The organism is Actinophytocola sp. NPDC049390 (assembly GCF_044466355.1).
Lineage (GTDB): Bacteria > Actinomycetota > Actinomycetes > Mycobacteriales > Pseudonocardiaceae > Actinophytocola.
The window spans coordinates 317,317-341,115 of record NZ_JBITMQ010000010.1; the positions used below are offsets into that span (position 1 = coordinate 317,317).

The following is a 23,799-nucleotide window of genomic DNA, read 5'->3' on the forward strand; positions in this document are numbered from 1 at the left end:
GCGGGCAGGCAAGAGGGGTGTCCGCCGTGGTGGTGACCGGGGGCCTGGTAGACACGAGCCGTGCGCCGGACCACCGTCTCCCCACTGCCGCAACGCGGCGGGCTCGACCCGGCGCGGCTGCGGCTGCCCGAGGACGGCACGTGGCCGACGGTCCGCGCGTACCTCGTCGCGCGGCTGCCGCGGGTCGACCCGGCACGGATCGACGCGATGCTGGCCGAGCAGCGGTTCGTCGGCGTCGACGGGCCCTACGCGGCCGACAGCCCTTACCTGCCGGGCGGGTTCGTGTGGTTCCACCGCGACCTGCCCGACGAGGTTCCCGTGCCGTTCGAGGTCGGGATCGTGCACGCGGACGACGACATCGTGGTCGCCGACAAGCCGCACTTCCTGTCGACCATCCCCCGCGGGCAGCACGTGGCGGAGACGGCGCTGGTGCGGCTGCGGACCTCACTGGGGCTCCCCGACCTCGTGCCCGCGCACCGGCTTGACCGGCCGACCGCGGGGCTCGTGCTGTTCGTGGTGCGCCGCGAGCTGCGCGGGAAGTACCAGACGATGTTCCGCGACCGCCGCGTCCACAAGGAGTACGAGGCGATCGCGCCGCACCGGCCGGGCCTGGCGCTGCCGACGGTGGTGCGGAGCCGGATCGTGAAGGAACGCGGCGTGCTCACCGCCCAGGAGGTGCCCGGCTCGCCGAACGCGGAGACCCGCGTCGAACTGCTCGCCCACCGTGACGGGCTGGCCCGCTACCGGCTCCTGCCGTCGACCGGCCGCACCCATCAGCTGCGGCTGCACATGTGCGGTCTCGGCGCGCCCATCGTCGGCGACCCGTTCTACCCCGTGCTCGAGGACCGGCCGCTCGACGACTTCACCCGCCCGCTGCAGCTGCTGGCGAAGGTGCTGGCGTTCGACGACCCGGTCACGGGTGAACGCCGCCGCTTCGAAAGCCGTCTGCGCCTCGCGGCGTGGCGGTCCTGACCGCGTTACCCCGGCGCCTCGCCCTCCCGCAGCTGCGCGAGCCGGGACTCGAGCACCTCGATCACCGGCGCCCGGTTGTCGTGCTCCCGTTCCTCGTCGATCAGGTGCCGGAGGTCGTCCGCGGTGAGCGAGCCGACGCGGTCACGCAGCGCCCCCGTTGGCAGGTCCTCGTACTCGGCGGAGTCGGTCATCTCGTGCTCCCGTGCAGTCGGGGATGCTGACGTGTTCCCCGCCGGAGTCCGTCGAACACCTGCGTCGCCCGGGGTTCTCGTAGCATGAGCCCCGACGAGGAGGTGTCATGCACGGTCTCGGCGAGCTGGAAGCCGCGGTCATGGACGTGCTCTGGCGCGCGGCGGAACCGAGGAAGGTCCGCGACGTGCTGGACCGGCTCGACCGGTCGCTCGCCTACACGACCGTGATGACCGTGCTCGACAACCTGCACCGCAAGCAGTGGGTGGAGCGGGAGCTGCACGGCAAGGCCTACCTGTACCGGCCGACGCTGACCCGCGAGGAGGCCGCGGCGCGTGCGCTCCGCGAGGTGCTGGCGGCCTCCGGTGACCCGCACGCGGTGCTCATGCACTTCGTGGCGTCCGGGTCCGACGAGGAGACCGACATCCTGCGCAGCGCCTTGCGGCGCAAGCGCGTGCGGCGCACGTGATCCCCGCGCTCACGGTGCTCGCGTGCGCGGTCGCCGCGGGCTGGCTCGCGCCGGTGCTGCTGCGACGGCTCGACCTGCGCCGACGCGACCCGGCACTGGTCGTCGTGGCGTGGCTGCTTTCCATGACCGGTGCCGTGCTCGCCGCCGTGACCGGGGTGGTGCTGCTGCTCCTGCCCGGGCACGGCGCGCCGGTGCTCGCGGTCCTGCACCACTGCTGGCTGGTGATCCAGCACGGGTCGCCGCCCGAGGTGGAGAAGCTCACCGGGCTGCTCGGTGTGGCGCTGCTGTGCGCGCTGGCCGTGCGGGTGCTGGTCGTGTTCACCAGCGGCGCCCGGCAACGGGCACGGAAGCGGCGGGAGAGCTACGACGTGCTCCGCCTCGCCGGCCGCGAACACGACGGGCCGCCCGACGTGCTGTGGCTGGCGCACGCCACGCCGCTGGCGTTCAGCATGGCCGGGCGGCCGGGCGTGGTCGTGGCCACCGACGGCCTCACCACCCACCTCGGCGAGACGGAGGTGGCCGCCGTGTTCGCGCACGAGCGGGCGCACCTCGCCGGTCGGCACCACCTGCTGATCGCCGTCGTCGACGCGCTGCGCGGCACGCTGCCGTTCGTGCCGCTGTTCCGCGCGGCGCCCAGGGCCATCCGGGACCTGGTCGAGCTGTGCGCCGACGTCGCCGCCGTCCGGACGTGCGGCCGCGCCGCGGTGCGCACGGCGCTGCTGACGGTCGCGCGGCACGGGGCGCCGAGCATGGCGCTGCCGATGGCCCAGAACGCGGTCGACCTCCGCATCGCCCGGCTGCGGCACGACACGCCGGTGCCCGGGCGGGGCAGGCGCGTCGTCTCGTGTGGGCTGACGGCGCTCACCGCGGTGTCGCTGCCGTTCCTGGCCGGTGCCGGACTGCTGATCACGATCGCGGTCCTCGCGTGTCCCCGGTGAGGACCGCGATCACGGCGAGCTGTCCCGACCCGGCCACCCACGCCGCCGCGGCCCCTGTTCGTGTCCTGTCGATTTCGGCTCCGCCGCTTCGACGTACCGGTGACAACGCCGATGCGAGCGAAGGAAAGACAGATGACACGACTGCGAGTGCTCGTCGTACTGGTCGCGGCGATCGCGGCCCTGGTGACCGGGCAGAGCACGGCCGCCGCGGAGTTGTGGCCGGGGCGGCACACCTACACCGGGGCCATCGACGGCGCCGAGTACCGGGTCGAGACACCTGAGCGGTGGAACGGCACGCTGGTCCTGTACAGCCACGGGTACATACCGGAAGGTGTGCCGATCCCGCCGGGGGTCACGCTCTCGGTGCGGGCGGAGACCGAGCAGTGGCTGCTCGACCACGGGTTCGCGCTGGCCGGTTCCGATTACCGCGGCCGGACCGGCCTCGCCATCCAGGAGGCGCTGACGGACCAGATCGCGCTGCTCGACTGGTTCACCGACCACGTCGCCGAACCGAGGCGGACCGTCGCGAGCGGGTTCTCCATGGGCGGCGGCATCGCGACGCGGCTCGCGGAGCGGCACCCCGACCGGTTCGACGGTGCGCTGGTGATCGGCGCGCAGCACGACGTGCCCGCGACGCTGAACCGCGGCCTGGACGTCACGTTCGGGATCCGCACCCTGCTGACCGACGACCAGGAGCTCGAGCTGGTGAAGGCGACCGACCCGGCGCACAGCGTGCGGGTGCTGCGGGACGGTGTGCGGCAGGCGCTGACCACGCCCGCGGGCCGGGCGCGGCTGGCGCTGATCGGCGCGATCGGTCAGCTGCCGAGGTGGGCGAGCGCGCACGACCGGCCGCCAGCCGACGTGGAGACGGCGATCCGGGCACAGGCGTGGTGGACCGAGTCGGCCTACGTCGCCTCGCTCGGGCCGAGCGGCCGGGTGGACATCGAGCGCCGGGCGGGTGGCAACCCGTCGTGGAACACCGGGGTCGACTACGCGCGGCAGCTGGTGCGGTCCGGTGACCTGCCGTTCGTGCGGGAGGCGTACCGGGCGGCGGGTGTGGACCTGGGCGCCGACCTGCGTGCGCTCGCCGACGCGCCCAGGATCGCGGCGGACCCGGCCGCGGTGGCGTGGGCGAAGCGGTACGGCGTCAGCGCCGGGACCACGCCGGTGCCGGTGGTCACCCTGCACGGCCTCGGCGAGGGACTCATCACGTCGGACGCGCGCTGGTACGGCGAGCAGGTCCGCCTGCACGGCAAGCCCACCCGGCTGCGGCAGCTGTACGTCGACCGCGGCAACCACGGCGCGTTCAGCGCGGCCGACGAGGTCGTGGCGCTGGGGGCGCTGCTGACCCGGATCGAGACGGGCCGCTGGCCGAACACCAGCCCGCACGCGCTGAACGCCACGGTCGCGAGGTTCACGCCACGACTGCGGACGGTGCTGGACCTCTACACGTTCACCGACAAGGTCATGCCCCCGGCGTTCACCAACGAGCAGCCGGCGATGCCACTGCGCGCCACCCACTGACCAACGCCCCAACCCCGCGAGTCGCGCTCTCGCGCACACCGAGTTGTGGGGGGGGGGGGGGGGGCGGCGCCCCCCCCCCCCCCCCCCCCCCCCCAACAGGGCGGGGGGCGCGCCGCGGTGCGCGCCCCCCCGCAGTCAGTTGTTGCCTTCTAGAACCCACACCCACCCCCCCCCCCCCCCCCACAACTCGCTATGTCTGGGCGCGCGACTCGCGGGGTTACGTCGGTGCGGGGGGCACGCGCCGGCCGTAGCCTGGGGGCGTGCACGCACGTGAGATGGCCGAGGACTTCCCCGTGATCGGGCTGGACTCGGACGCCTGGGAAGCGGTCACCCTGCTGGCGGAGCACCGGTTGCCCGGGCTCGTGGTGACCGAACCGCCGGACGGGCGCCCGCACTCGATCCTTCCCGCGTCGCAGGTCGTCCGGATGCTCGTGCCGAGCTACGTCCAGGACGACCCGTCGCTCGCCGGTGTGCTGTCCGAGTCGATGGCCGACCGGGTCGCGGACAAGCTCAGGGGCAAGACCGTGCGCTCGCTCGTGCGCGACGACCGGCCGGAGCTGGCGGTCGTCAACCACGACGACACGATCGTCGAGGTGGCCGCCGTGATGGCGCGCCTGCAGTGCCCGCTCGCGGCGGTGCTGGAGAACGAGGTACTCGTCGGCGTGATCACCGCGTCCCGCCTGCTGCAGGTCGCGCTCGGCCGCTGAGCGCTCAGCCGAGGACGAAGTACCGCAGCCACAGATAGGGCGCGGCGACCACGACCGTGATCGCCGTGACGACGACGCCCTTCCTCGTGAACTCCCAGAACGAGATCGGGCTGCCCGCCCGCGCGGCGATGCCAAGCACGACGACGTTGGCGCTGGCCCCGATCGCCGTCATGTTGCCGCCGAAGTCCGCGCCGAGCGCGAGCGACCACCACAGCGCCTGGGCGTGCTCCGGGTTCTCGATGCTGTGCGAGAGGTCCAGCACCAGCGGGCTCATCGTGGCCACGTACGGGATGTTGTCGATCACCCCGGACAGCAGCGCGGACACGAACAGGATCAGCATGACGGCGAGGAGCGCGTCACCACCGGTGGCGTCGGTGACGACCGAGGCGAGGTCACCGATCACGCCCGTCTTGACCAGCGCGCCGATCATGACGAACAGCCCGGCGAAGAACAGCAGCGTCTCCCACTCGACGCTGTCCAGGTAGTGCCGGGGCGGCACCCGCGAGATCAGCACGAGCACACCCGCGCCGAGCAGCGCGACCACGGACGGCTCGACGTGGAACACCGAGTGCCCGACGAACGCGGTGAGCACGGCGGCGAGCACGAGGCCGCACTTGACCAGCAGCCGGGTGTCCTGGATCGCCTCGCGTTCGTTCAGCTCCATGACCCCGGCCGCCTTGTCCGGCGCGACGGTGAAGGAGCCGCGGAACAGCCACGGCAGGATCAGCGTGAACACGACCAGCTCGACCAGCACGATCGGTGCCATGTGGACGAGGAAGTCGTTGAACGTCAACCCGGCGCGGCTGCCGATGATGATGTTCGGCGGGTCCCCGATCAGGGTGGCGGCGCCGCCGATGTTGGACGCGAACACCTCGGCGAGCAGGAACGGCACGGGGTTGATGTCGAGCCGTTCACAGACCAGCAGGGTCACGGGCGCGATCAGCAGCACCGTCGTCACGTTGTCGAGGAACGCGGACGCGACCGCCGTGATCAGCACCAGCAGGACCATCACGCGGACCGGTGAGCCCCGTGCCCGCTTCGCAGCCCAGATCGCGACGTACTCGAACACACCCGTGCGCCGCAGGATCCCGACGATGATCATCATGCCGAGCAGCAGGAAGACGACGTCCCAGTCGACGCCGGTCTCGGCCGAGTAGAACGCGTCCTCCGACCCGACCACGCCGAGCCCGAGGACGACGCCGGCGCCGCCGAGCGCCGCCGCGGTCTTGGGCACCCGCTCCGTGGCGATCAGGAGGTACGCCACCACGAAGACGACGATCGCGATTCCGGTGCTCACCGTGGTCCAACATGCCGGAAACCGGGGCGCGGGGCAAACGATTGATGACCACACAGGAGGGTGCGACCATGGAGGGTGGCCCCGGGAAGGAGCTCCACATGTCCGACCCCATGACATCAGCCACCCGGAAACGCCCTGTGCTCGCGGGTTTCGACGGCTCCACGACCGCGCGGACCGCGGTCATGTGGGCCGCCGCGGAAGCGGCCCGCCGCGGCGGCGAACTGCTGCTGGCCCGCGCGTACGAGCGCCCCATCGACATCACCGACCTGTCGTGGACCCCGGTGGGCCTGCGCGAACGCTGGCCGAGGTCCACGCACTGCGACAACGCGGTGCGCGAACTGGCCGCCGACTGCGTTGCCGCTCACCCCGACCTGGCGGTGTCCACCACCATCCGGGCCGGTCATCCCGGCGACGTGCTCGGGGAGCTGGCCGAGGAGACCGACGCGGCACTGGTCGTGCTGGGCGCCGCGGAACACGGCCCGGTCGCCCGGTTCGTGCTGGGCTCGGTCGCGGCCGAGATGGTGCACAGCGTGGCACGCCCCCTCGTCGCGGTCCGTCACGCTCCGACCATCGCGGGTGACGCCCCGGTGGTGCTGGGCCTGGCGGGCACCACCGCGGACGATCCGGCGGTCGGGTTCGCGTTCGACTTCGCGGCCAGGCAGAACGCCCCGCTGCACGCGATCCACGCCGGCCACCTGCGCGACGGCGTCGAGCACACGGAACGGCTGCTCGCCCCGTGGCGCGAACGGTACGCGGGAGTGCGGGTGCGGACGGACGTCCTCGCCGACCGGCCGGCGCACGCGCTGGTCGACCGGTCCGCCGGCGCGCGGCTGCTCGTGGTCGGGTGCCACCACCACGGCGCCCTGCACCGGGTGCTGCTCGGTTCGGTCAGCCACGCGACGCTGCACCACGCCGAGTGCCCGGTGGCGGTCATCCCGTCCCCGCACCACCACGCCCCGCGCCACGCGACGACCGCGGCGGCCGCGGGCCGGTAGACCACCGGGAAAAAATCTCCGGAGGTGTGTCCATTTGGCCGGGCCCCGTCCGTAGTGGTGTCATGCGGCGACGGTCGCCGCGTGACACCACCACGGGATGAGGGAGTCGGACCTTGAAGTACATGCTGTTGATCAACGCCGGGGCGGTCGACGAGACGGGCGACAACACCGAGTGCACGCCCGAGGACTGGATGGTCTTCGACAAGGAGATCAAGGAGTCCGGGGCCTTCGTGTCCGGGGAGTCGCTCGCCGACCTGGTCACGGCGACCACGGTGCGCGTCGACGCGCAGGGCGCGAAGACCGTGACCGACGGCCCGTTCGCCGAGACGCGGGAGGTGCTCGGCGGGTTCTACGTGATCGACGTGCCGGACCTCGACGTCGCGCTGGAATGGGCGGCGCGGTGCCCTGGCGCGCGCGGCAGCGGCTCGGTCATGGTCCGGCCGGTCGCCGACTTCGGGGTCTGAGCAGCGGTGACCGAGGTGACGGCGTCGGTGGCCGCCGTGTTCCGCGAGGAGCACGGGCGGCTGCTGGCGGCTCTCGTCCGCCGCTTCGGCGACCTGGACCTGGCCGAGGAGGTCACGTCCGAGGCGATCGAGGCGGCGCTGCGGCACTGGCCGGTCGACGGCGTACCACCGAAGCCCGGCGCGTGGCTGATGACCACCGCGCGCCGCAAGGCCGTCGACCGGCTCCGCCGGGACCAGGCACTGACCGCCCGGCTCGCCGTCCTGCGGGTGGAGGCGGACCGGGCGGGCCCGGTGCCACCCGCCGAGCTGACCGGCGACCTGCCCGACGAGCGGCTGCGGCTGTTCTTCACGTGCAGTCATCCGGCGCTCGCGGAGGAGGACCGGGGCGCGCTGGTGCTGCGTTGCCTCGCCGGGCTGACCACCCCCGAGGTGGCCCGCGCGTTCCTCGTCCCCCAGGCGACGATGGCGAAGCGGATCACCCGCGCCAAGAAGAAGATCCGCGAGGCGCGCATCCCGTTCCGCACCCCCGAGGCCGACGAGCTGCCGGAGCGGCTGCCCGGCGTGCTGCGGGTGCTGTACTCGATCTTCACCGAGGGCTACGCCGCCAGCAACGGCCCCGACCTGCAGCGGACCGACGTCGCCGAGGAAGCGATACGGCTGACCCGCATCCTGCGCCGCCTGCTTCCCGCCGAACGGGAGGTCGCCGGGCTCCTCGCGCTCATGCTGCTCACCCACGCCCGTCGCGCCGCACGCACCGGGCCCGGCGGCGAGCTGCTGCTCCTCGACGACCAGGACCGCGGTCACTGGGACCGGCCGATGATCGCCGAGGGCGCTGACCTGGCGGCGGTCGCGCTGACCGGCGGACCACCCGGGCCGTACGGGGTGCAGGCCGCGATCGCCGCACTGCACGACGAGGCGGCGGACCTCGCGAGTACGGACTGGCCGCAGATCGTGGCGCTCTACGACGTGCTGCTCGCGCTCACCCCGTCTCCGGTCGTCGCGTTGAACCGGGCGGCGGCCGTGGCGATGCGCGACGGGCCGGACGCCGGGCTGGCGTTGCTCGACGGGCTGGCGGACGAGCCGCTGCTGCGTGCCTACGGTCCCTACCACGTGGCTCGCGCCGACCTGCTGCACCGGCTGGGCAGGCACTCCGAGGCAGCGGCCGCCTACCGGACCGCGCTGGACCTGGCGGGCACCGACCCGGAACGCGCGCACCTACGCCGTCGCCTCACCACCGTGGACCCGGGTGTCTGACCCGCGCAGCAACACGACGCCGTAGGCGACGAGCCACACCACCCACAGCCCCCAGCCCGTCAGCCCCACGAAACCCAGGTCCCCGTCGACCACGGCGAACGCCAGCGACGCCGACGTGAACTGCAGCGCGGCCGCCGCGTACCCGACGGTCGCGTGCCACGGACGGACCAGCCCCGCGCGGGTGCCCGCGATCGACAACCCGACCAGCGCGATCGCCAGGAACGTGCCGTTCAGCGCGAAGAACCCGTTGTGCAGCGCCCACAACGCGTCGTCCGTGACTGAGGTGAGCGCGAGACGGGTCGCGATGATCGCCGCGAACGTCGCGTTCTGCAGCAGCACGCCCGCGAACCCGACCAGCGCCCACACGCGGTCCGCCCGCCACAACGCGGCGACCGCGCTCGCACCGAACACGGTGACCAGCAACCAGGCCAGTGGCGTGAACGCGGACGACAGCGCGGCGGCGGACGAGGTGCCGAAGAAGTCGCCGACCTCCGCCATGCCCGCACCGGGCAGCGGGAGACCGCCGCTGACCGCGATCACGTTGGCGCCGACGATCACCGCGGCGAAGCCGATGACCGCGACACCACCGACTCGACTTTGAACATCCATGTATTCGTTATAGCATGCGTAAGGTGAATTCGAAGCGCCGCTACGAGTCGATGCGTCGGGCGACCCAGGCACAGGAGACCCGCGCCGACATCGCCCACGCCGCCCGCGAGTTGTTCGTGGCCAGGGGCTGGGCCGCGACGACCGTGCGGGACGTGGCCGCGGCCGCCGGGGTCTCCGTGCCGACGGTCTACGCCGCCTACGGCAGCAAGGCCGGCCTGGCGCAGGCACTGGTCGACGCCGCGGCCCTGGCGGGCGACCGGTCCCGGCAGCTGGCCGAACTGGAGACCGCGACGGCCCCGGCGGACCAGTTGGCGGCGATGATCGCCTTCGACCGCCGCCTCTTCGAACGCGCGGGCGACGTGATCGCGCTGGTCCGCGAGGCGGGCCGGACCGAACCCGACCTGGCGCGGCTCTACGCGGACGGGCGCGCCGCCGCCGACGAGGTCCGCGGGCAGGTCTTCGGTTCGTGGCCGCCCGGCACGCTGCGCACCGACGAGCCCACCGCGGTCGACGTCTACGCCGCGGTGTGCACGATCGACGTCTTCACCACGCTCACCGGCGAACGCGGGTGGTCACCCGACCGGGTCGAGCAGTGGTGGCGGGCCGTGCTCACCCGCGAACTCCTCGCCTGAACGGCCTCTGACCTGCGTCGACTGGCGGCGCCACGTGCGCGTGCTTAGGGTGACACGGAGGGAGCTGAGTGTCATACGCGCTGGTGGGGAGGCCGTCCAATGGCGAGTGGCATGCGGTCGGGAAGACACGCTCGGCGTTCCGTCCAGCCGACGGCGCGGTTGCGTGCGGAGCGGGTCGTCGAGGGCCGGTGGGTGCTGGTGCGCGTCACGGGTGAGCTGGACGGCGTCACGGCCGACACGTTGCGCGCGACACTCGCCGACGCCGAGGCGGCCGTGTCGCCGCCCGCGCCCGTCGTCGTGGATCTCACGGGGGTGACGTTCCTCGGCCCCGACGGGTTGTCGGTGCTGGTCGAGCACCACGAACTGTGCGCGGCCATCGGCAGTTCGCTGCTGATCGTGCCGGGCAGCAAGGCGGCGCGCCGCGCCATGACGACCACCGGTCTGCACGCGCGCCTCGCGCTCATCCCCGCTCCGCGGTAGCCCACGGGGGTGAGTCTCACGGATCCCGCGTGATGATCGCGCGGCGCCGTCGTCGTGTCTTCGAGGGGCGCGGGGCCGCCCGCCCGAACACACGCGGGGTGGGGTCGGGTGGGTGGCCGTGCCGGGTGGCACCGAGGAGTGACACGGGGTTTCGACCTCGTCACGCGGGAGCGGTGCGCACGGCGCGAAGCGGGGGGCGTCGGTCGATGACCGGCGCCCCCCGCCTTCACGTGACTGTCACCAATGGACGATCAGACGTCGAGCGTCCAGGAGTTGATGTAGCCGGTGTCGTAGGTCGCCGCGTCGCGGACGCGGAGGTTCCAGGTGCCGTTGGCCGACTCCCCGGAGAGGTTCACCGAGTACGTCTGGTCGATGTTGTTCGCGCTGCTGCCGGTGCGGTTGTGCAGGTTGTAGACCGAACCGTCGGGCGCGACGAGGTCGACGACCAGGTCACCGATCCAGGAGTGGACGATGTGGACCTCGACCGTCGCAGCCGAACCGGCGTTGCCCGAGCAGCCGGAGACCGTGATCGGGCTGTTCACCGTCGAGTTGTCGTTGATGTTGTAGTTGTTCCCGTTGGTGACCGCCGCACACGGGTTGGGCGGGGTCACGCCACCGGTGCCGGTGTACAGCAGGGCGTTCGGCGAGCCGGTGCCCGGGTTGGTGATCTTGTTCGGGGTGGCGTTGGTCTTCATCGTCGACTGGACCGTCGCCGGGGACGCGGACGGGTTGGCGGCCAGGTAGAGCGCCGCGGCGCCGGCCACGTGCGGGGCGGCCATCGACGTGCCGCTGATCGTGTTGGTCGCCGTGTTGCTGGTGTTCCACGCCGACGTGATGCTCTGCCCCGGCGCGAAGATGTCGGTGCAGGTGCCGTAGTTCGAGAACGAGGCACGCGCGTCGGAGCTGGTCGACGCGTTCACCGTGATCGCCTCGGCGACACGGGCCGGCGTGAAGTTGCAGGCGTTGGAGTTCGAGTTGCCGGACGCGATCGAGTAGGTCACGCCGTCCGCGATCGAGTTGCGGACCGCGTTCTCCGTGGCCGTGTTCGAACCCGAGGCGCCGAGGCTCATGTTCGCCACGGCCGGGCCGGAGGTGTGGTTCTGCGTCACCCAGTCGATGCCCGCGGCGACCCCGGCGAACGAGCCGGAACCGTTGCAGTCCAACACCTTCACCGCGACGAGCCGGACGCCCTTGGCGAGACCGTGCGCCGCACCGCCGATGGTGCCCGCGACGTGCGTGCCGTGCCCGTTGCAGTCGGTGTTGTTGCCGTCCCCGGTGGTGTTGGTGCCCCACACGGCACGGCCACCGAAGTCGTTGTGGGTGGTGCGGATACCGGTGTCGATCACGTAGGCGGTGACGTTGCTCGCCGTGGTCGAGTACGAGTACTTGCTGTCCAGCGGCAGGTTGCGCTGGTCGACCCGGTCAAGGCCCCACGACGGCGGGTTCAGCTGGTCCACCGTGGTGTGGACGGTGCGGTTCTGCTCCACGTAGGCCACCTGCGGGTTCGCGGCGAGCTGGCGCGCGGCCTGCTCGCTCATCGTGCCCGCGAAGCCCCGCAGTGCCGACTTGTAGGTGTAGTCGACCTTGCTGTCGTACTTCTCGGCCAGGCTCGACACCCGGTCGGCCACACTCGACGCGGACATCGCCGAGTCCTTGAACACGACGATGTAGCTGTCCTTGATCGCGTTGGCCGCGCCGGCGTTCAGGACGTCACCCTCGGCCGCCTGTGCCACCGTCGTACCGAAGCCAAGACCGATCAACGCAGCGGTGGCCACTGTGAGCGAAGCCCCGAGAACTCGTCTCGTCGAGCTTGCGCGTGACTCTCCCATGGCGTGGTTTCTCCTTTTGCAGGGCAGCCGAGCCCCGGCCCTCGTCGGGGCCCGGCTGTGGTTGGAGATCGAGCGATGTTCGCGCGAACACGTTCCACATTTGTTCAATGAGCCCGGTCACACAAGAGAGTGAGACTGTTCCGCACCGTGCTCTTGTGAACGTTTGCTCGCCCCCTGTGAAGAAGTTGAGCCAAGCGGCGCAACAGATTCGTCCGCATGCCACGTCCCGTTTCGCGGTCCGCTCCCTCGGGGCCACGGGCCGCGAGCGTCTTTCAGGGCATCGAGCCGATCTCCTCGAACGCCTGCCGTGCGGTCCTGGTGACCGCCATCGCCGCGCCGACCAGTTCGAGCAGGTCCTGTCCGCTCGCCAACAGCGCGGTCAGCCGGTCCGCCGTCCGCTCGCCCGCCGTCACCGCGATCGCCACGCACCTCGGGATCGCCGCGGCGACGCTCTGCCCGAGCGTCGCCGACGCCCGCGCGATCGCCTCCACCATGATCGGGACGATCGCGGCGACGGCCTCGGCGACGATCCACGTCACGGCGCGGACCACCCGTGCGGCCGCGTCGGCCGCACCGGTCAGCGCGTCGGCGAGCACGGTACCGCTCCCGGCGAGCACGGTGAGCCCGTCGGCGAACCCGGAGTGCGGGTGCGCCGTGGCCCTGCGGTAGGTGGCCGCGGCCGCCGCCACGTCCGCCGCGGCACGCTCGAACTCCAGCGCCGCCTCGGTCACCGGGGCCGGGTTGCCGCGCAGCTGGTTCAGGGGCTCGGCGAGGAACGACACGAACGGTGTCAGCCAGCCGAGTCCGGCGACGTCCATACCGGACAGTGGGACGGCGGTGCCCGGGAGGACGTGGTCGGCGCCGACGGCGTCGGCGAGCCACGTCTTCTGCCGCACGGCCTCGGCGACGGCGACGAGGGCGGTGAGCTCGGTGGGCGGGCCGTCGACGGCCTGCCCACCCGGGGCCGCGTCGCCGCGGCGCAGCGCCGCGCTCAGTGCGTCCGATGTGGACACCGCGACGGTGATGGCCGCGGCGGTCTCGGCCATGGCGTCCCGCAGCCCGGCGACGACGAACTGCGTGAAGGCGCCGAGCGGCCGGTCACCGAGCGCGTCCGGCAGCTGCTCGGCGACGACCGCCAGCTGGTCGGCGACGACGTCGAGGCTGCCGGCGTGCGCCTCCCCCGGCCGCTCGGTCACCGCGGTGGGCCCGGCGGGAGGTGGCGGGTGACGTGCTCGAGGGCGGGGCCGTGGCCGAGGTAGTCCGCCATGATCGCGGCGACCCGGCCCCCGGCCGCCCGCTGCGCCTCCCCTGCGGTGGCGACGATGAGCCGCGCGAGCTGTTCGGGTCGCAGTGCGCCCGCGGCCGGGGTCAGGGTGACGCCGTCGAACGCACCGCCCCCGCGGACGGTCACGGTGACCTCGCCGCCCGGCGACGTGGCCTGCCCGGCCGTGGCGCGCACGGCCGCGCGCACCGCCGCGGCGTTCGCGGCCGTGCGCGCCAGCATCTCCTCGTAGCTCGCGAGCCACCGCGCGGATTCCACCTCGTCGCCCCCTTCGCTCGGTCCGCCGATGCTCGGAGCGGGGGCGGCGGTGAGCCAGGCCAGGTCACCGGCCATATCTGGCCGGTGCGCGCTCACCAGCGAGAACGGGTCAGCGGCCGACCGCGAACCGGTTCGCGAGGTGGTCCTGCAGGCGGGCGTGGCGGAACTGGTAGACCGCGCCTGCGCGGCGCAGCACCCCCCGCCGGTACGCGTCGTCGAGGAACGCGTGGACGGCGACCGGCAGGCGCCCGGTCAGCGGCAGCCACACGCGGGCGAACAGCACCCACTGACCCCACGCGGTCAGGGCGAGCGCGAACCCGAACGCGCCGCCGATCCCGCCCGTCAACCCGAACGAGAGGCCGAACAACGGGTTCCATTCGAAGGTCAGGCCGAACAGGCACCCGGGTGGCAGGGTGTTCAGCAGCGTCACCGCGAGCCAGCTCGTGGCCGCGACGGCGACCGCGAAGCTCGGCCCGAACACGAGGACCTGCACGACCACGGTCCTGCGGTTCACGCGCAGCAGTTCGGCCGGGCTGCCCACGGAGGTGATGTCGAGCGGCGTCTCCCCCAGCGCCATGAGCCCGAACACGAGGCCCGCGGCGAGCGCGAACACGACCGCGAAGATCAGCGCGTCGGCGATCCCGACCACGATCCCGCGGCCCTGGCCGGCCAACAGGGCACGCACCGACTCGCGCATGAGGCCGAGCACGAACCCGAGAATGGCCCCGCCCAGCGCCCCGATGCGGAAGCGGGTCGTGAAGTGGCCCCGCCGGTACACACCGCGCCGGAACCGCACGCGCACGCGGGAGGGCTGGAGCACCCCCGGCAGGCGTCTGGCGGCGAGCCCGTACGCCAGTCCGAACACGAGCCCCGCGGTGACCCCGAGCAGCACCCCGAACACCACCTGCGGCCCGTTGACGGCGCGGGTGATGGCGGTCTCGACGACGATGTCCGTCACCGCGACCCCCACCGCGACGAGGACGCTGACCACGAGCACGCGGACGATCCGGCTGAGGGAGGCGCCGAACTGCCACCACGCGATGTCGTGCGTGCCGAGGCGGGTGAGGTGGTGGGCGAGGTGGCCGAGCCAGTGCTCGACGCGTTCCGGGTCGAACCGGTGGTCGTCGGCCTGGTTCCGGTAGACGGTGGGCACGAAGTTGCCGAGCAGGTGCTCCTCCACGGACTCCGCCGTGGGGAACCGGGTGGTGTCCAGCAGGACGGCCGGGTCGTGGTCGGGAGTGTCGCTGTAGACGGTGCGGGCCAGGCCGACCATCAGCGGCGTCGTCAGCACCCGCGTGAGGTTCGTGCTCGCCGTGCTGTGCGGGTGGTCGCGCAGCTCGGCGAGGACCGGCGCCCAGGCGGCACCGTTCCGTTTGCGGGTGGTGCGGGGCAGGTAGTCGGCGAGGTCGGTCAGGGTCAGGTCGGTCATCCGGACCCCGGCCGCGGCGGTGAGCACGTCGGTCCCGGCGACGGCGGCGGCGTACTCCTCGGGACGGCTGGTCAACAGCAGCGGCAGGGTGGTGCCGTTGAGCGCCTCCAGCGCCGCCCGGTGCAGCCCGCCCGCGATCTCGTCGAACCCGTCGAGCACGGGCAGGATCCGGTCGGTCGCGACGAGGGCGGCGGCGAGCGTCGACCCGTCGGGGCCGGGCGCGCTCAGCCCGGGGTGGTCACGCAGGAGCTGTTCGGTCAGCCAGTCGCGCAGCGGCGTCGTCGTGGGCTGCCACGACGACAGGCCGAAGATCACCGGCACGGGGTCGTCCGGCGCGCGGTCCTTCACCAGCTCCAGCACGAACCGCAACGTCAGGATCGTCTTCCCGGACCCGGCACGGCCGAGCACCACCAGCCGCCCGGACTCGACCCTGCGGTAGACGTCCACGATGTCGCCCAGCTGCCCGGAGAGGTCGAGTGGCGCGGCCCGTCCGCCCGCCCCGGCCCGGCGGATGTTGGCCCACGAGTCGATCAGGTCCCCGTCCACCGTCCGCCACCGCACCGGCAGCGGGAACGGGTCGTGGATCTGGCGCTGTTCCTCCTCCCGCTGCCAGCGGGCGCGGACCGCGTGCGCGAGCTGCCCGGCGGCCTCGGCGAGCCGGGCGTCCACTGCGGACACCGGCGGGGACACCGGCGGGGACACCGGCGGGGACACCGGCTTCGGTCCGGGCTCCCGCTCCCCGGCGACGTGCCCGGCGGCGGCGAACAACTCCCCGCGCTCGGTGCCGTCCAGCGCCAGCGCCTCGGCGAGCCTGCGCACCGTGCCGACACGCGGGTCGCCGCGCTCGCCGGTCTCCAGCCCGCGGATCGTGCGCACCCCCAGCTCGGACCGCTCGGCGAGACCTTCCTGCGTCATCCCCGCCCGCAACCGCAGCTGCCGCAACAACGCGCCGAACTGGCTGGCCACATCACGCCTCTCGGGTCGAGCACCGCAGGGCTCCGACCCTATCGAGGCAGCGAGTCATCGAGCGTTACCGGCACCGGCCGGGCGGGCTCAGAACCGCAGCCACGTTCCCGCGAGGTCCTGCTGCTCGACGCCGGGCAGCGTGTGGTCGCACACGCCCGACGGGAAGATGTCGCGCAGCCGCGCCCATTCCGCGTCGGTGACGTCGTAGTCCGCGCGGTCCGGGGCGGTCAGGCGACATTTGATCACGTCCGCCGCGACGTCCGCCCCGGCCACCTCGCGGGGGAACGACCCCGACGGGTACAGGCGTTCGCACGTGCTCGCCGGGTCGCGGTCCAGTGGCTGGGCCACGAACTCCGGCGAGGCCGTGCGGGTGTTGCAGCCCTCGCGCAGCGAGGCGGGCTTGGCCCGCACGATCTTGTCGATCCTCGGCGCGTGCGACGTGTCCCGGTCGAGCGCGGTGAGCCAGCGGTCCATCTGCGTGATCGCGTGTCGCACCATCGGGCTCGCCGTGCTGAGGTAGCCGTGGCGGCCGTCCTCGAGGAGGCTGACCCGGTTCGCCGACGTGCCGTTGGCCTTCTCGAGCCGCGCCCGCATCGAGAAGCTGTGGTAGCGGACGTGGATGTCGCCGTTGGGCGCGTCGTCGAAGTAGGCGCGGTAGTCGATGATCGGGATGTCCGCGAGCCCGCCGCCGCCGTTGGTCAGCCTGCCGGTCCGGTACGCCGCGCGGACCGCGGACAGGTCCGCCTCCGTCCGCGCGGGCACGATGTTCGCGTCCGCGTCGAAGCCGCCGACGCCCTCGTTGAGGTCCAGGAACTGTTCGGCCGTGATGGTGCCGTCGCGCAGGGCGGCGAGCCCGTACTGCACGCCGACGTTGTCCAGCGGCCTGCGGGCGAACCCGGTGGCCGGGTCGGCGCCGTAGACGTTGACCGCGTGGTCGTACACGTCGCAGCGCGCGCCGTCCGGATTGGTCTCCGGGTCGTAGCGCAGGTCCGGCGGCAGGACGCCGCAGAACACGCGCGGGTCGATGCGGCGGGCGCCCTGCGCCACGTTGGGCGCGGTCGCGTAGGTGACGAAGCCGGTGACCGCGCGCTTCTGCTCGGCGGTCCACCCGTCCGCGCCGGAGAGCCAGGTGTCGAGCAGCCACGCGTCGGTGATCATGTACACGGTGCCGAACCCGACCTCGGGGAACGAGCACGACGGGATGATGCCGTCGAAGATCCCCGGGTAGTTGTCGGCGATCTGGTGCGCCTGGTACGAGCCGCCGGAGCAGCCGTAACCGATCGTGTGCCGCGGCGGGCCGTAGCGCTCGACGAACCGCTCCTTGACCATCATCGCGGTCTCGGCCGCGGTCAGGTCCGAGCAGTTCATGCCGAACACGTTCAACGACGACGACACGACCGCGAAGCCCTGTCCGAGCATGAACGCGTCGTCGACGCCGCCGGTGGCGTTGCCCTGCCGGTACCAGCCGCCGGTGCAGCCGCCGCCGAGCGTGTAGATCGCGCTTCCGTTCCACCCGGCGGGCCGGTCGAACGGCGTCGGCTCCGGTTCGGTGAGCGGGTCGTGCAGCACCGTGGACTGGTAGATGCCGCGGTTCACGGTGCCGGTCTCCATGCGCACGATGAACGGCACGGTGTCGCCGCGCGCCGTGGTGGTGGTCGCGAGGTCGTCCGGGTAGTCCGTGGCGCCCCGCGGCCACGGGCGGTACCGGGCTCCGGTCGTGCGGTAGAAGTGGTCGGCCCTGGTGGCGGTCGAGCAGTCGTCGTCGAGCGGTGCGCCGAGGGTCTGTCCGAGTACCGGGAGCCGGAAGGTCCCGGTCTCGCACACGAACGGCCGCTGGTGCGGGCCGGAGAACACCGGGCCCTCGATCGGGTGGTTGACCAGCCGCGACGCCACCGGCGGGTGGCCGGGCGCGTACGCGACGATCCGGTTGTCGCCGAGACGGAGGCCGTCGACCAGCCCGGTCAACGTGCGGGAGGCGGGATCCCACCGGAACGCGCTGGTCACGTCGGTGCCGTTGCGGGTGATCCGGGTCGACGCCGGCGCGGACACCCGCAGCAGCGCGTCACCACCGGTCACGGTGTCCGGGCGGCCGGACAGCACCGTGATGGCCGGACCGGCGCCCGGGGAGGCGGCCGCGACGGACGGCGCCAGCAGCACGGGCGGCGCCAGCAACAGGGCCAGCACGGCGACCACCAGCCGGACCGGGACGGCGTTGTTCTGTGGCACGGGTTCCCTCGCTCACGGCGTCGTGGATGATCACCCGTGAGCAACTTACGAAGAAGCGACGACCATGGTCAAGGTTTCCCCGCGCGCACGCGTGCCAGGACGCGGTCCCAGTCTGCGAGGAAACGGCCCAGCCCGAACCGCCGCAACGCGTACTCCCGCGCCTTCTTGCCCAGCTGCGCGGCCCGCTCTGGCTCCGCGACCAGTTCCCGCACCCCGTCCGCCAGCACGTCGAGCCGGGTCGACAGCACACCGGCCTCCCGGGGCACGGCCTCGACCGCCTCGGTGGCGGCGAGGCACACCACCGGCATGCCGATCTGCATCGCCTCGATCAGCGACAGGCCCAGCGACGTCCAGCGCGGCAGGTGCAGGTAGACGCGGCGCCGGGCCAGCTCGGGGTGGAGCCGGTCGTGCGGCAGGTCGCCGTGGCACGTGAGCCGGTCGGCGCCGATCCCTACCACGTCTCCCAGGCCGTCGAGCCCCATGCCGAACACGTCGAGCGGCGCGACGTCGGCGAACCGGGGCAGCAGGTCGGTGCCGGTGATCCGCCACCGCCGCACGGGCTCGTTGGTCACCACGCCGACCCTGGGCAGCTCGCCGGTGTACCGGGCGGCGGGTTCGACGACGCCGTGCTCGACGACCGTCGTGGGAGCCGTGCCGTTGTCCCACATCCACGCGTTGAAGTGGGTGACGTGGGCGACGAGCACGTCGTCGCGTTCGGACAGCGGGTGCGGGGTGCCCTTGGGCGTGTTGTGCTCGACGAACACGGCAGGCACGTCCCGTCCCGGGGTGCGGCCGAGCCACCGCTGCGCCAGCTCGATCTCCTCGGTCCGCTGCAGGACCACCACGTCGACGTCGGTGTCCGCGAGCCGCTCGGGCACGATCTCCTCGGTGGCGGGCCAGTCACGGCCGCAGCGGCCGCCACCCCACGGGCCGCCCTCGGGCAGCGTCGGCAGGAGGTAGCGGTGGTCGCCGCGGACGAAGGCGTCGGTCCACGAACCGTGGACGTGCCAGAGCAACACGTTCATGTTTCCCGGGTTCCCGCGTACGGGAGGTGAAAACGGGTACCTGCCGGGCATGCTCGTGTTGCGTGCGCTCGGGATCGGGGACCTGCTCGTCGCGGTCCCCGCGCTGCGCGGTCTGCGCGCGGTGACCGACCGGCTGGTGCTGGCGGCGCCGTCGTGGTTGACGCCGTTGGTGGCGCTGACCGGGTGCGTGGACGAGTCGCTGCCGACACCGGGGTTGGGGTCCCTGCGGTATCGGTCGCCGGACGTGGCCGTGAACCTGCACGGCGCTGGGCCGGAGAGCATCGCCGACCTGCTGGCAACCTCACCTGGCCGGGTGTTGACACACCGGCATCCCGCTTTTCCTGCCGTGGCGGGGCCTGAGTGGGTCGCGGAGCAGCACGAGGTCACGCGGTGGTGCCGTTTGCTTGAGTGGTACGGGATCGCGGCGTCGCCCGAGGACCTGTCGTTGTCGCGGCCACGAGTGGCGAGTGTGGCGCCGGGAGCGGTCGTCGTGCATCCGGGGGCGAGCGAGGCCGCGCGACGGTGGGACGTCGACGGGTTCGCCGCTGTGGCACGTGCTCTGGCCGTGGACCACCGGGTGGTCGTGACCGGGAGTGCCGCCGAGCGGGACCTTGCCCGCGCGGTGGCCGCTCGGGCCGGCTTGCCGGAGTCCGCTGTGCTGGCTGGGCGGTTGGACCTCGCGCGGCTGGCGGCCGCGGTGGCTGACGCTGCGGCGGTGGTGTGCAACGACACCGGGGTGGGGCATCTCGCCACCGCCTACGGGGTGCCGTCGGTGGTGTTGTTCGGGCCCACGCCACCCGAGCGGTGGGGGCCGCCGCCGGAACGCGCACGGCACGTGGCGCTGCGGACCGGCACGATCACGGCCGCCGACGTGCTCGCCGCGGCGGCGCGGGTGACCGGCGCTGCCCCGCCAGGACGCCCCGGAGTGCCCCGGCGCCGGTGACGTGCGCCCCGCGGGTCACCAGTGGGTGTCCTCGGGCGGAACGCCGTCCGCGGTCGAGATCTGGTGGTCTCCCGGCGCGGCGACGGCCGCCGTGGTGGCGGCGCCGAGCCAGCCGAGTGCCGCGACGGCGACGACCAGGGACAGCGTGAACCTGCGGACGATGCTCATACCGACTCCTCCTGCGCTGTCGGCGGCCTCTCCGCCGGTGCTCCACCAGCAGACCGCACGCCGCTTCTCGCTCACTTCCGATCGGCTTCCCGTCCGCTTCCCACCGGATGGCCGCCGGCGAGAAGTTCATGAGAAGCGGCTGAGAAGTGCACGAGAAGCCGGTCCCGGCACCGTTGGTCCCGTCGACGACCACGTCGATGACGAAGCCGACCAGAGGACCGCCGATGCACACCCTGCTGCGACTGCGCACCCACGAGGTGCCCCCGGCACTCGCCGGGATCGACGCGCCGCGCACCGTGGTCGACGAGCTCGTCTGGCGGGAGGTCGGCGGTGACACCACCACGCGCCGGGTCGGGAGCTGGCGCCTCGACGCGGTACCCCGCACCGGGTTCGCGTTGCTGTGGGGTGAACGCGCGGGGCACGGGATGCTGCTGCCCGCGGCCGGGCTGCGCGCCGTCCGCGCCGCGGCGCTGACCGTGAGCGCCGCACGGGTGTTCCTGCACTCGCGGGTCGTCACGGTGTCCGTGCTCGGGTCCGGTCTCGCCGCACACGCCGTGCTCGCCGAACTGGCCGTGCACGTGCCGGGCACCAGCCACGTCGCGATCCACGCGACCGACGGGTGGGGCGTGCCCGACGACCTCGCCGACGACCTCGAGCTGGCCGGCGTGGGACTCGCGTGCCCCGTGTCGGCGCAGGACGCGGCGTTCGGCGCGAACCTCGTCGTCCTCACCGATCCGTGCGGGGGCGAGTGGCTGCCGCCGCGAGGGGCGCTGATCGTGAACGCGACCGGGCAGCCCCCGCCGGAACACGTGGTGTCGCTGGCCGACCAGGTGTTCACCGACGACCGCACCGGCCCCGGCCGCGCCGGGCTCGGCCAGGTGCTCGCTGGCACGCATCCCGGCCGGTGCGCCCCCGACGACATCGTGCTGGTCGACCTGCCCGGGGTGAACGCGGGCGGTGTGTGGCTGGCCTACCGGTTGTACGAGTCCGCACAGCGCAAGGGCCTCGGGGTGCCCACCCGTGCCCCGAGAAGGAGGTTGCCATGACCGACACCATCGCCACCGCCGTCGCACTGCACGCACACGAGCGGCCGGACGCCCCTGCGCTCGTGTGGTGCGACACCGTGGTGACCTACGGCGAGCTGGCCGACGGGGTGCGGGCGGCCGCGGCCGGGGTCGCGGGCCTCCCGCCGGGACCGGTGGGGGTACGGGCGGAGAAGTCGGCCGACTCGGTCACGTTCGTGCTGGGGTGCCTCGCCGCGGGCCGGACCGCCGTCCTGCCCTCCCCCGCCCTGCCGGAGGACACGCTCACCGCGTTGTTCGAGCGGGCCGGCTGCGGCGCGGTCGTCACCGCCGCCGACATCGCCGTGCTCGGCTCCCGCGCCGCGACACCCGTCGCCGGGCAGGCACACGACGTCTCGTTCATGCTGACCACCTCCGGGTCCACCGGGATGCCGAAGCTGGTGCCGCTCAACGCGGACGCGGTCGAGCGCTTCACGCACTGGGTGCACGACCGGTTCGACGTCGGTCCCGGCCGCCGCGTGCTGAACTACGCGCCGCTGAACTTCGACCTGTGCCTGTTCGAGATCTGGGCGACGCTGCGGCACGGCGGGTGCGTGGTGCTGGTCGACGCGGCCACCGCCGCCGACGGCGCCCGGCTCGCCGATCTGCTCGGCACGACGACCCCGCACGTCGTGCAGGCGGTGCCGCTGTTCTACCAGCTGGTCGCCGGCGCGGCGGAGCACCCGCTGCCCTCGGTCGAGCACGCGATCGTCACCGGCGACGCGATGCGGCCCGCCCAGCTGCACGCACTGCGGACCGTCTTCCCCGCCACCCGGTTCCACAACATCTACGGCTGCACCGAGACCAACGACAGCTTCCACCACGAGCTGCTCCCCGGCGACGAGGACCGCGCCGCGCTGCCGCTCGGCGAGCCGCTGCCCGGTGTGCTGGCCGACCTGGTGCACGACGGCGCGGTGCTCACCGGGCCCGGCACCGGCGAGCTCGTGGTGCGCACCCCGTTCCAGTCACCCGGCTACCACGGCACCGAACCGGGAGGGTTCGGCGACCACCCCGTGCACGCGGACGGCGAACGCTGGTTCCGCACCGGCGACCTCGTGCGCCGCGACGAGCACGGCGCGATGTTCCTGGAGGGGCGAGCCGACTTCCGCGTGAAGATACGCGGACAGCAGGTGTACCTGCAGCACGTCGAGGCCGTGCTGCTGGCGAGTGAGGACGTGGTGGAGGCCGCCGCGCTCGCCGTTCCCGACGACCACGTCGGCAAACGCCTGCACGTCGTGGTGCGCCGCAAGGAGGACAGCAGGCTCAACAGCCTCGTGCTGCGCAAGTACCTGGCCGAACGGCTGCCGCCCTCGGCCATCCCGTCGACAGTCCACATCGGAGCGGAACCGCTGCCGAGAACCCCGACCGGAAAAGTGGACCGGCAGCACCTCGTCGCGCTGTCGGAGAAGAGGTGAGCACCATGCAGAGCACGCACGTCATCACGTCCTGGATCGTCCGCGAGTTCCTGCCGGACGTCCACGAGTCCGAACTGGAGCCCGACTACGACCTGCTCGCCAACGGGGTCATCGACAGCCTCGCGCTCCTGCGGGTCGTGGACTGGATCACCACCGAGTTCGACCTGCCGGTGGACCAGCTCGACCTGTCGCCGGACAACTTCCGCACCGTCCACAACATCAACGCGCTCGTCAGCGCGGCCAAGTCCTGAAACCCCCGCACGTCAACGGAAGAATAGGAGCATCGCCATGATCGTCCGGAGCCTGTCCGAAGTGAAGCCCGTCGACTGGGGCAACGGCGTGTCCCGCCGGTTCCTGGTCGCGTCCGACGGCATGGGGTACACCCTCACGGACACCATCGTCAACGCGGGCACCAAGTCCCGGCTGGAGTACCGGAACCACCTGGAGGCCTGCTACTGCATCGAGGGGGAGGGCGAGGTCGTCGACATGGCCGGCAACTCGTACCCGATCACCCCCGGCACCATGTACGCGCTCGACCAGCACGACGCGCACTTCCTGATCGCGGCCCCGCACACCGACCTGCGGCTGGTGTGCATGTTCACCCCGGCCCTGCGCGGCGACGAGGTCCACTCCCTGGACGAGGCACGCTCGTCGGCCTACTGACGCC

General features: G+C 72.8%; 25 protein-coding genes. 15 read left to right on the top strand and 10 right to left on the bottom strand.

The window, feature by feature from the left end; translation table 11 throughout:
- Positions 1-60: 60 nt before the first annotated feature.
- Positions 61-972, top strand: a complete 912-nt coding sequence (locus ACIBVP_RS27630; protein ID WP_396109259.1) for an RluA family pseudouridine synthase — start codon at positions 61-63, stop codon at positions 970-972.
- Between the two features lie 5 nt (positions 973-977).
- Here ACIBVP_RS27630 and ACIBVP_RS27635 read toward each other — a convergent pair whose 3' ends face one another.
- Positions 978-1,163, bottom strand: a complete 186-nt coding sequence (locus ACIBVP_RS27635; protein WP_396109260.1) for a hypothetical protein — start codon at positions 1,161-1,163, stop codon at positions 978-980.
- Positions 1,164-1,270: 107 nt separating this feature from the next.
- Between ACIBVP_RS27635 and ACIBVP_RS27640 the strand changes: the two genes are divergently transcribed.
- The 4 genes from ACIBVP_RS27640 (at position 1,271) to ACIBVP_RS27655 (ending at position 4,799) form a co-directional block, all read left to right on the top strand.
- Entirely contained in the window at positions 1,271-1,630 is a 360-nt protein-coding gene (locus ACIBVP_RS27640) for a BlaI/MecI/CopY family transcriptional regulator (RefSeq protein WP_396109261.1), read from the top strand.
- A complete protein-coding gene (locus tag ACIBVP_RS27645; protein WP_396109262.1) occupies positions 1,627-2,568 on the top strand; it encodes a M56 family metallopeptidase in 942 nt (313 codons plus the stop codon). Before ACIBVP_RS27640 ends, ACIBVP_RS27645 begins: the two co-directional genes overlap by 4 nt.
- A gap of 132 nt (positions 2,569-2,700) precedes the next feature.
- Positions 2,701-4,092, top strand: a complete 1,392-nt coding sequence (locus ACIBVP_RS27650) for an alpha/beta hydrolase family protein (protein WP_396109263.1) — start codon at positions 2,701-2,703, stop codon at positions 4,090-4,092.
- Positions 4,093-4,352: 260 nt separating this feature from the next.
- Entirely contained in the window at positions 4,353-4,799 is a 447-nt protein-coding gene (locus tag ACIBVP_RS27655; RefSeq protein WP_396109264.1) for a CBS domain-containing protein, read from the top strand.
- 4 nt (positions 4,800-4,803) lie between these two features.
- On the opposite strand, the gene ACIBVP_RS27660 is transcribed toward ACIBVP_RS27655, so the two are convergent.
- Complete coding sequence (locus ACIBVP_RS27660; RefSeq protein ID WP_396109265.1) at positions 4,804-6,096, bottom strand: SLC13 family permease; 1,293 nt, start codon at positions 6,094-6,096, stop codon at positions 4,804-4,806.
- Between the two features lie 98 nt (positions 6,097-6,194).
- On the opposite strand from ACIBVP_RS27660, the gene ACIBVP_RS27665 reads away from it, so the two are divergent.
- From ACIBVP_RS27665 to ACIBVP_RS27675, 3 genes are all read left to right on the top strand, one after another.
- On the top strand, positions 6,195-7,091 hold the full coding sequence (locus ACIBVP_RS27665) for a universal stress protein (RefSeq protein WP_396109266.1): 897 nt from the start codon (positions 6,195-6,197) through the stop codon (positions 7,089-7,091).
- A 113-nt stretch (positions 7,092-7,204) separates the two neighbouring features.
- Positions 7,205-7,555 carry a YciI family protein gene (locus ACIBVP_RS27670; RefSeq protein ID WP_396109267.1) on the top strand — a complete coding sequence of 117 codons (351 nt, stop codon included), beginning with the start codon at positions 7,205-7,207 and terminating at the stop codon, positions 7,553-7,555.
- Positions 7,556-7,561: 6 nt separating this feature from the next.
- Positions 7,562-8,809 carry an RNA polymerase sigma factor gene (locus ACIBVP_RS27675; protein ID WP_396109268.1) on the top strand — a complete coding sequence of 416 codons (1,248 nt, stop codon included), beginning with the start codon at positions 7,562-7,564 and terminating at the stop codon, positions 8,807-8,809.
- On the opposite strand, the gene ACIBVP_RS27680 is transcribed toward ACIBVP_RS27675, so the two are convergent.
- Entirely contained in the window at positions 8,771-9,418 is a 648-nt protein-coding gene (locus ACIBVP_RS27680) for a hypothetical protein (RefSeq protein ID WP_396109269.1), read from the bottom strand. The genes ACIBVP_RS27675 and ACIBVP_RS27680 overlap by 39 nt on opposite strands.
- A 23-nt stretch (positions 9,419-9,441) precedes the next feature.
- Here ACIBVP_RS27680 and ACIBVP_RS27685 point away from each other — a divergent pair, with 23 nt between their 5' ends.
- Entirely contained in the window at positions 9,442-10,050 is a 609-nt protein-coding gene (locus tag ACIBVP_RS27685; RefSeq protein ID WP_396109270.1) for a TetR/AcrR family transcriptional regulator, read from the top strand.
- A 111-nt stretch (positions 10,051-10,161) separates the two neighbouring features.
- Positions 10,162-10,530 carry an STAS domain-containing protein gene (locus ACIBVP_RS27690; RefSeq protein ID WP_396109271.1) on the top strand — a complete coding sequence of 123 codons (369 nt, stop codon included), beginning with the start codon at positions 10,162-10,164 and terminating at the stop codon, positions 10,528-10,530.
- Between the two features lie 251 nt (positions 10,531-10,781).
- On the opposite strand, the gene ACIBVP_RS27695 is transcribed toward ACIBVP_RS27690, so the two are convergent.
- The 6 genes from ACIBVP_RS27695 to ACIBVP_RS27720 form a co-directional block, all read right to left on the bottom strand.
- Positions 10,782-12,359: a S8 family peptidase gene (locus ACIBVP_RS27695; protein ID WP_396109272.1), complete on the bottom strand. Its 1,578-nt coding sequence runs from the start codon at positions 12,357-12,359 to the stop codon at positions 10,782-10,784.
- Positions 12,360-12,631: 272 nt separating this feature from the next.
- Positions 12,632-13,555 (bottom strand): hypothetical protein, encoded by a 924-nt coding sequence (locus ACIBVP_RS27700; RefSeq protein ID WP_396109273.1) that lies wholly within the window; start codon positions 13,553-13,555, stop codon positions 12,632-12,634.
- On the bottom strand, positions 13,552-13,995 hold the full coding sequence (locus ACIBVP_RS27705) for a YbaB/EbfC family nucleoid-associated protein (protein WP_396109274.1): 444 nt from the start codon (positions 13,993-13,995) through the stop codon (positions 13,552-13,554). Before ACIBVP_RS27705 ends, ACIBVP_RS27700 begins: the two co-directional genes overlap by 4 nt.
- A 13-nt stretch (positions 13,996-14,008) precedes the next feature.
- Entirely contained in the window at positions 14,009-16,294 is a 2,286-nt protein-coding gene (locus ACIBVP_RS27710; protein ID WP_396109275.1) for a helix-turn-helix domain-containing protein, read from the bottom strand.
- Positions 16,295-16,381: 87 nt separating this feature from the next.
- Complete coding sequence (locus ACIBVP_RS27715) at positions 16,382-18,520, bottom strand: DUF6351 family protein (protein ID WP_396109276.1); 2,139 nt, start codon at positions 18,518-18,520, stop codon at positions 16,382-16,384.
- Positions 18,521-18,588: 68 nt separating this feature from the next.
- Positions 18,589-19,545, bottom strand: coding sequence for a glycosyltransferase (locus ACIBVP_RS27720; protein WP_396109277.1), 957 nt, complete (start codon positions 19,543-19,545; stop codon positions 18,589-18,591).
- 49 nt (positions 19,546-19,594) lie between these two features.
- On the opposite strand from ACIBVP_RS27720, the gene ACIBVP_RS27725 reads away from it, so the two are divergent.
- Positions 19,595-20,488 carry a glycosyltransferase family 9 protein gene (locus tag ACIBVP_RS27725; RefSeq protein WP_396109278.1) on the top strand — a complete coding sequence of 298 codons (894 nt, stop codon included), beginning with the start codon at positions 19,595-19,597 and terminating at the stop codon, positions 20,486-20,488.
- 15 nt (positions 20,489-20,503) lie between these two features.
- On the opposite strand, the gene ACIBVP_RS27730 is transcribed toward ACIBVP_RS27725, so the two are convergent.
- Complete coding sequence (locus ACIBVP_RS27730; protein WP_396109279.1) at positions 20,504-20,656, bottom strand: hypothetical protein; 153 nt, start codon at positions 20,654-20,656, stop codon at positions 20,504-20,506.
- Between the two features lie 224 nt (positions 20,657-20,880).
- On the opposite strand from ACIBVP_RS27730, the gene ACIBVP_RS27735 reads away from it, so the two are divergent.
- The 4 genes from ACIBVP_RS27735 to ACIBVP_RS27750 are packed head-to-tail and all read left to right on the top strand — an operon-like array spanning position 20,881 to position 23,795.
- Positions 20,881-21,702, top strand: a complete 822-nt coding sequence (locus ACIBVP_RS27735) for a hypothetical protein (RefSeq protein ID WP_396109280.1) — start codon at positions 20,881-20,883, stop codon at positions 21,700-21,702.
- The gene (locus ACIBVP_RS27740; RefSeq protein WP_396109281.1) at positions 21,699-23,132 is read left to right on the top strand and encodes an AMP-binding protein; all 1,434 of its coding nucleotides are present in this window, start codon (positions 21,699-21,701) and stop codon (positions 23,130-23,132) included. Before ACIBVP_RS27735 ends, ACIBVP_RS27740 begins: the two co-directional genes overlap by 4 nt.
- 5 nt (positions 23,133-23,137) lie before the next feature.
- Complete coding sequence (locus ACIBVP_RS27745; RefSeq protein ID WP_396109282.1) at positions 23,138-23,383, top strand: acyl carrier protein; 246 nt, start codon at positions 23,138-23,140, stop codon at positions 23,381-23,383.
- A 37-nt stretch (positions 23,384-23,420) separates the two neighbouring features.
- On the top strand, positions 23,421-23,795 hold the full coding sequence (locus ACIBVP_RS27750) for an ectoine synthase (protein WP_396109283.1): 375 nt from the start codon (positions 23,421-23,423) through the stop codon (positions 23,793-23,795).
- The last annotated feature ends 4 nt before the right edge of the window (positions 23,796-23,799 follow it).

What these genes read in the sequence shown, in the direction of transcription:
- ACIBVP_RS27635 (WP_396109260.1), bottom strand. Translation starts at nt 1,163, where the DNA reads ATGACCGACTCCGCCGAGTACGAGGACCTGCCAACGGGGGCGCTGCGT.
- ACIBVP_RS27725 (WP_396109278.1), top strand. Translation starts at nt 19,595, where the DNA reads ATGCTCGTGTTGCGTGCGCTCGGGATCGGGGACCTGCTCGTCGCGGTC.
- ACIBVP_RS27745 (WP_396109282.1), top strand. Translation starts at nt 23,138, where the DNA reads ATGCAGAGCACGCACGTCATCACGTCCTGGATCGTCCGCGAGTTCCTG.
- ACIBVP_RS27740 (WP_396109281.1), top strand. Translation starts at nt 21,699, where the DNA reads ATGACCGACACCATCGCCACCGCCGTCGCACTGCACGCACACGAGCGG.
- ACIBVP_RS27680 (WP_396109269.1), bottom strand. Translation starts at nt 9,418, where the DNA reads ATGGATGTTCAAAGTCGAGTCGGTGGTGTCGCGGTCATCGGCTTCGCC.
- ACIBVP_RS27665 (WP_396109266.1), top strand. Translation starts at nt 6,195, where the DNA reads ATGTCCGACCCCATGACATCAGCCACCCGGAAACGCCCTGTGCTCGCG.
- ACIBVP_RS27730 (WP_396109279.1), bottom strand. Translation starts at nt 20,656, where the DNA reads ATGAGCATCGTCCGCAGGTTCACGCTGTCCCTGGTCGTCGCCGTCGCG.
- ACIBVP_RS27735 (WP_396109280.1), top strand. Translation starts at nt 20,881, where the DNA reads ATGCACACCCTGCTGCGACTGCGCACCCACGAGGTGCCCCCGGCACTC.
- ACIBVP_RS27750 (WP_396109283.1), top strand. Translation starts at nt 23,421, where the DNA reads ATGATCGTCCGGAGCCTGTCCGAAGTGAAGCCCGTCGACTGGGGCAAC.
- ACIBVP_RS27650 (WP_396109263.1), top strand. Translation starts at nt 2,701, where the DNA reads ATGACACGACTGCGAGTGCTCGTCGTACTGGTCGCGGCGATCGCGGCC.
- ACIBVP_RS27640 (WP_396109261.1), top strand. Translation starts at nt 1,271, where the DNA reads ATGCACGGTCTCGGCGAGCTGGAAGCCGCGGTCATGGACGTGCTCTGG.
- ACIBVP_RS27720 (WP_396109277.1), bottom strand. Translation starts at nt 19,545, where the DNA reads ATGAACGTGTTGCTCTGGCACGTCCACGGTTCGTGGACCGACGCCTTC.
- ACIBVP_RS27690 (WP_396109271.1), top strand. Translation starts at nt 10,162, where the DNA reads ATGCGGTCGGGAAGACACGCTCGGCGTTCCGTCCAGCCGACGGCGCGG.
- ACIBVP_RS27695 (WP_396109272.1), bottom strand. Translation starts at nt 12,359, where the DNA reads ATGGGAGAGTCACGCGCAAGCTCGACGAGACGAGTTCTCGGGGCTTCG.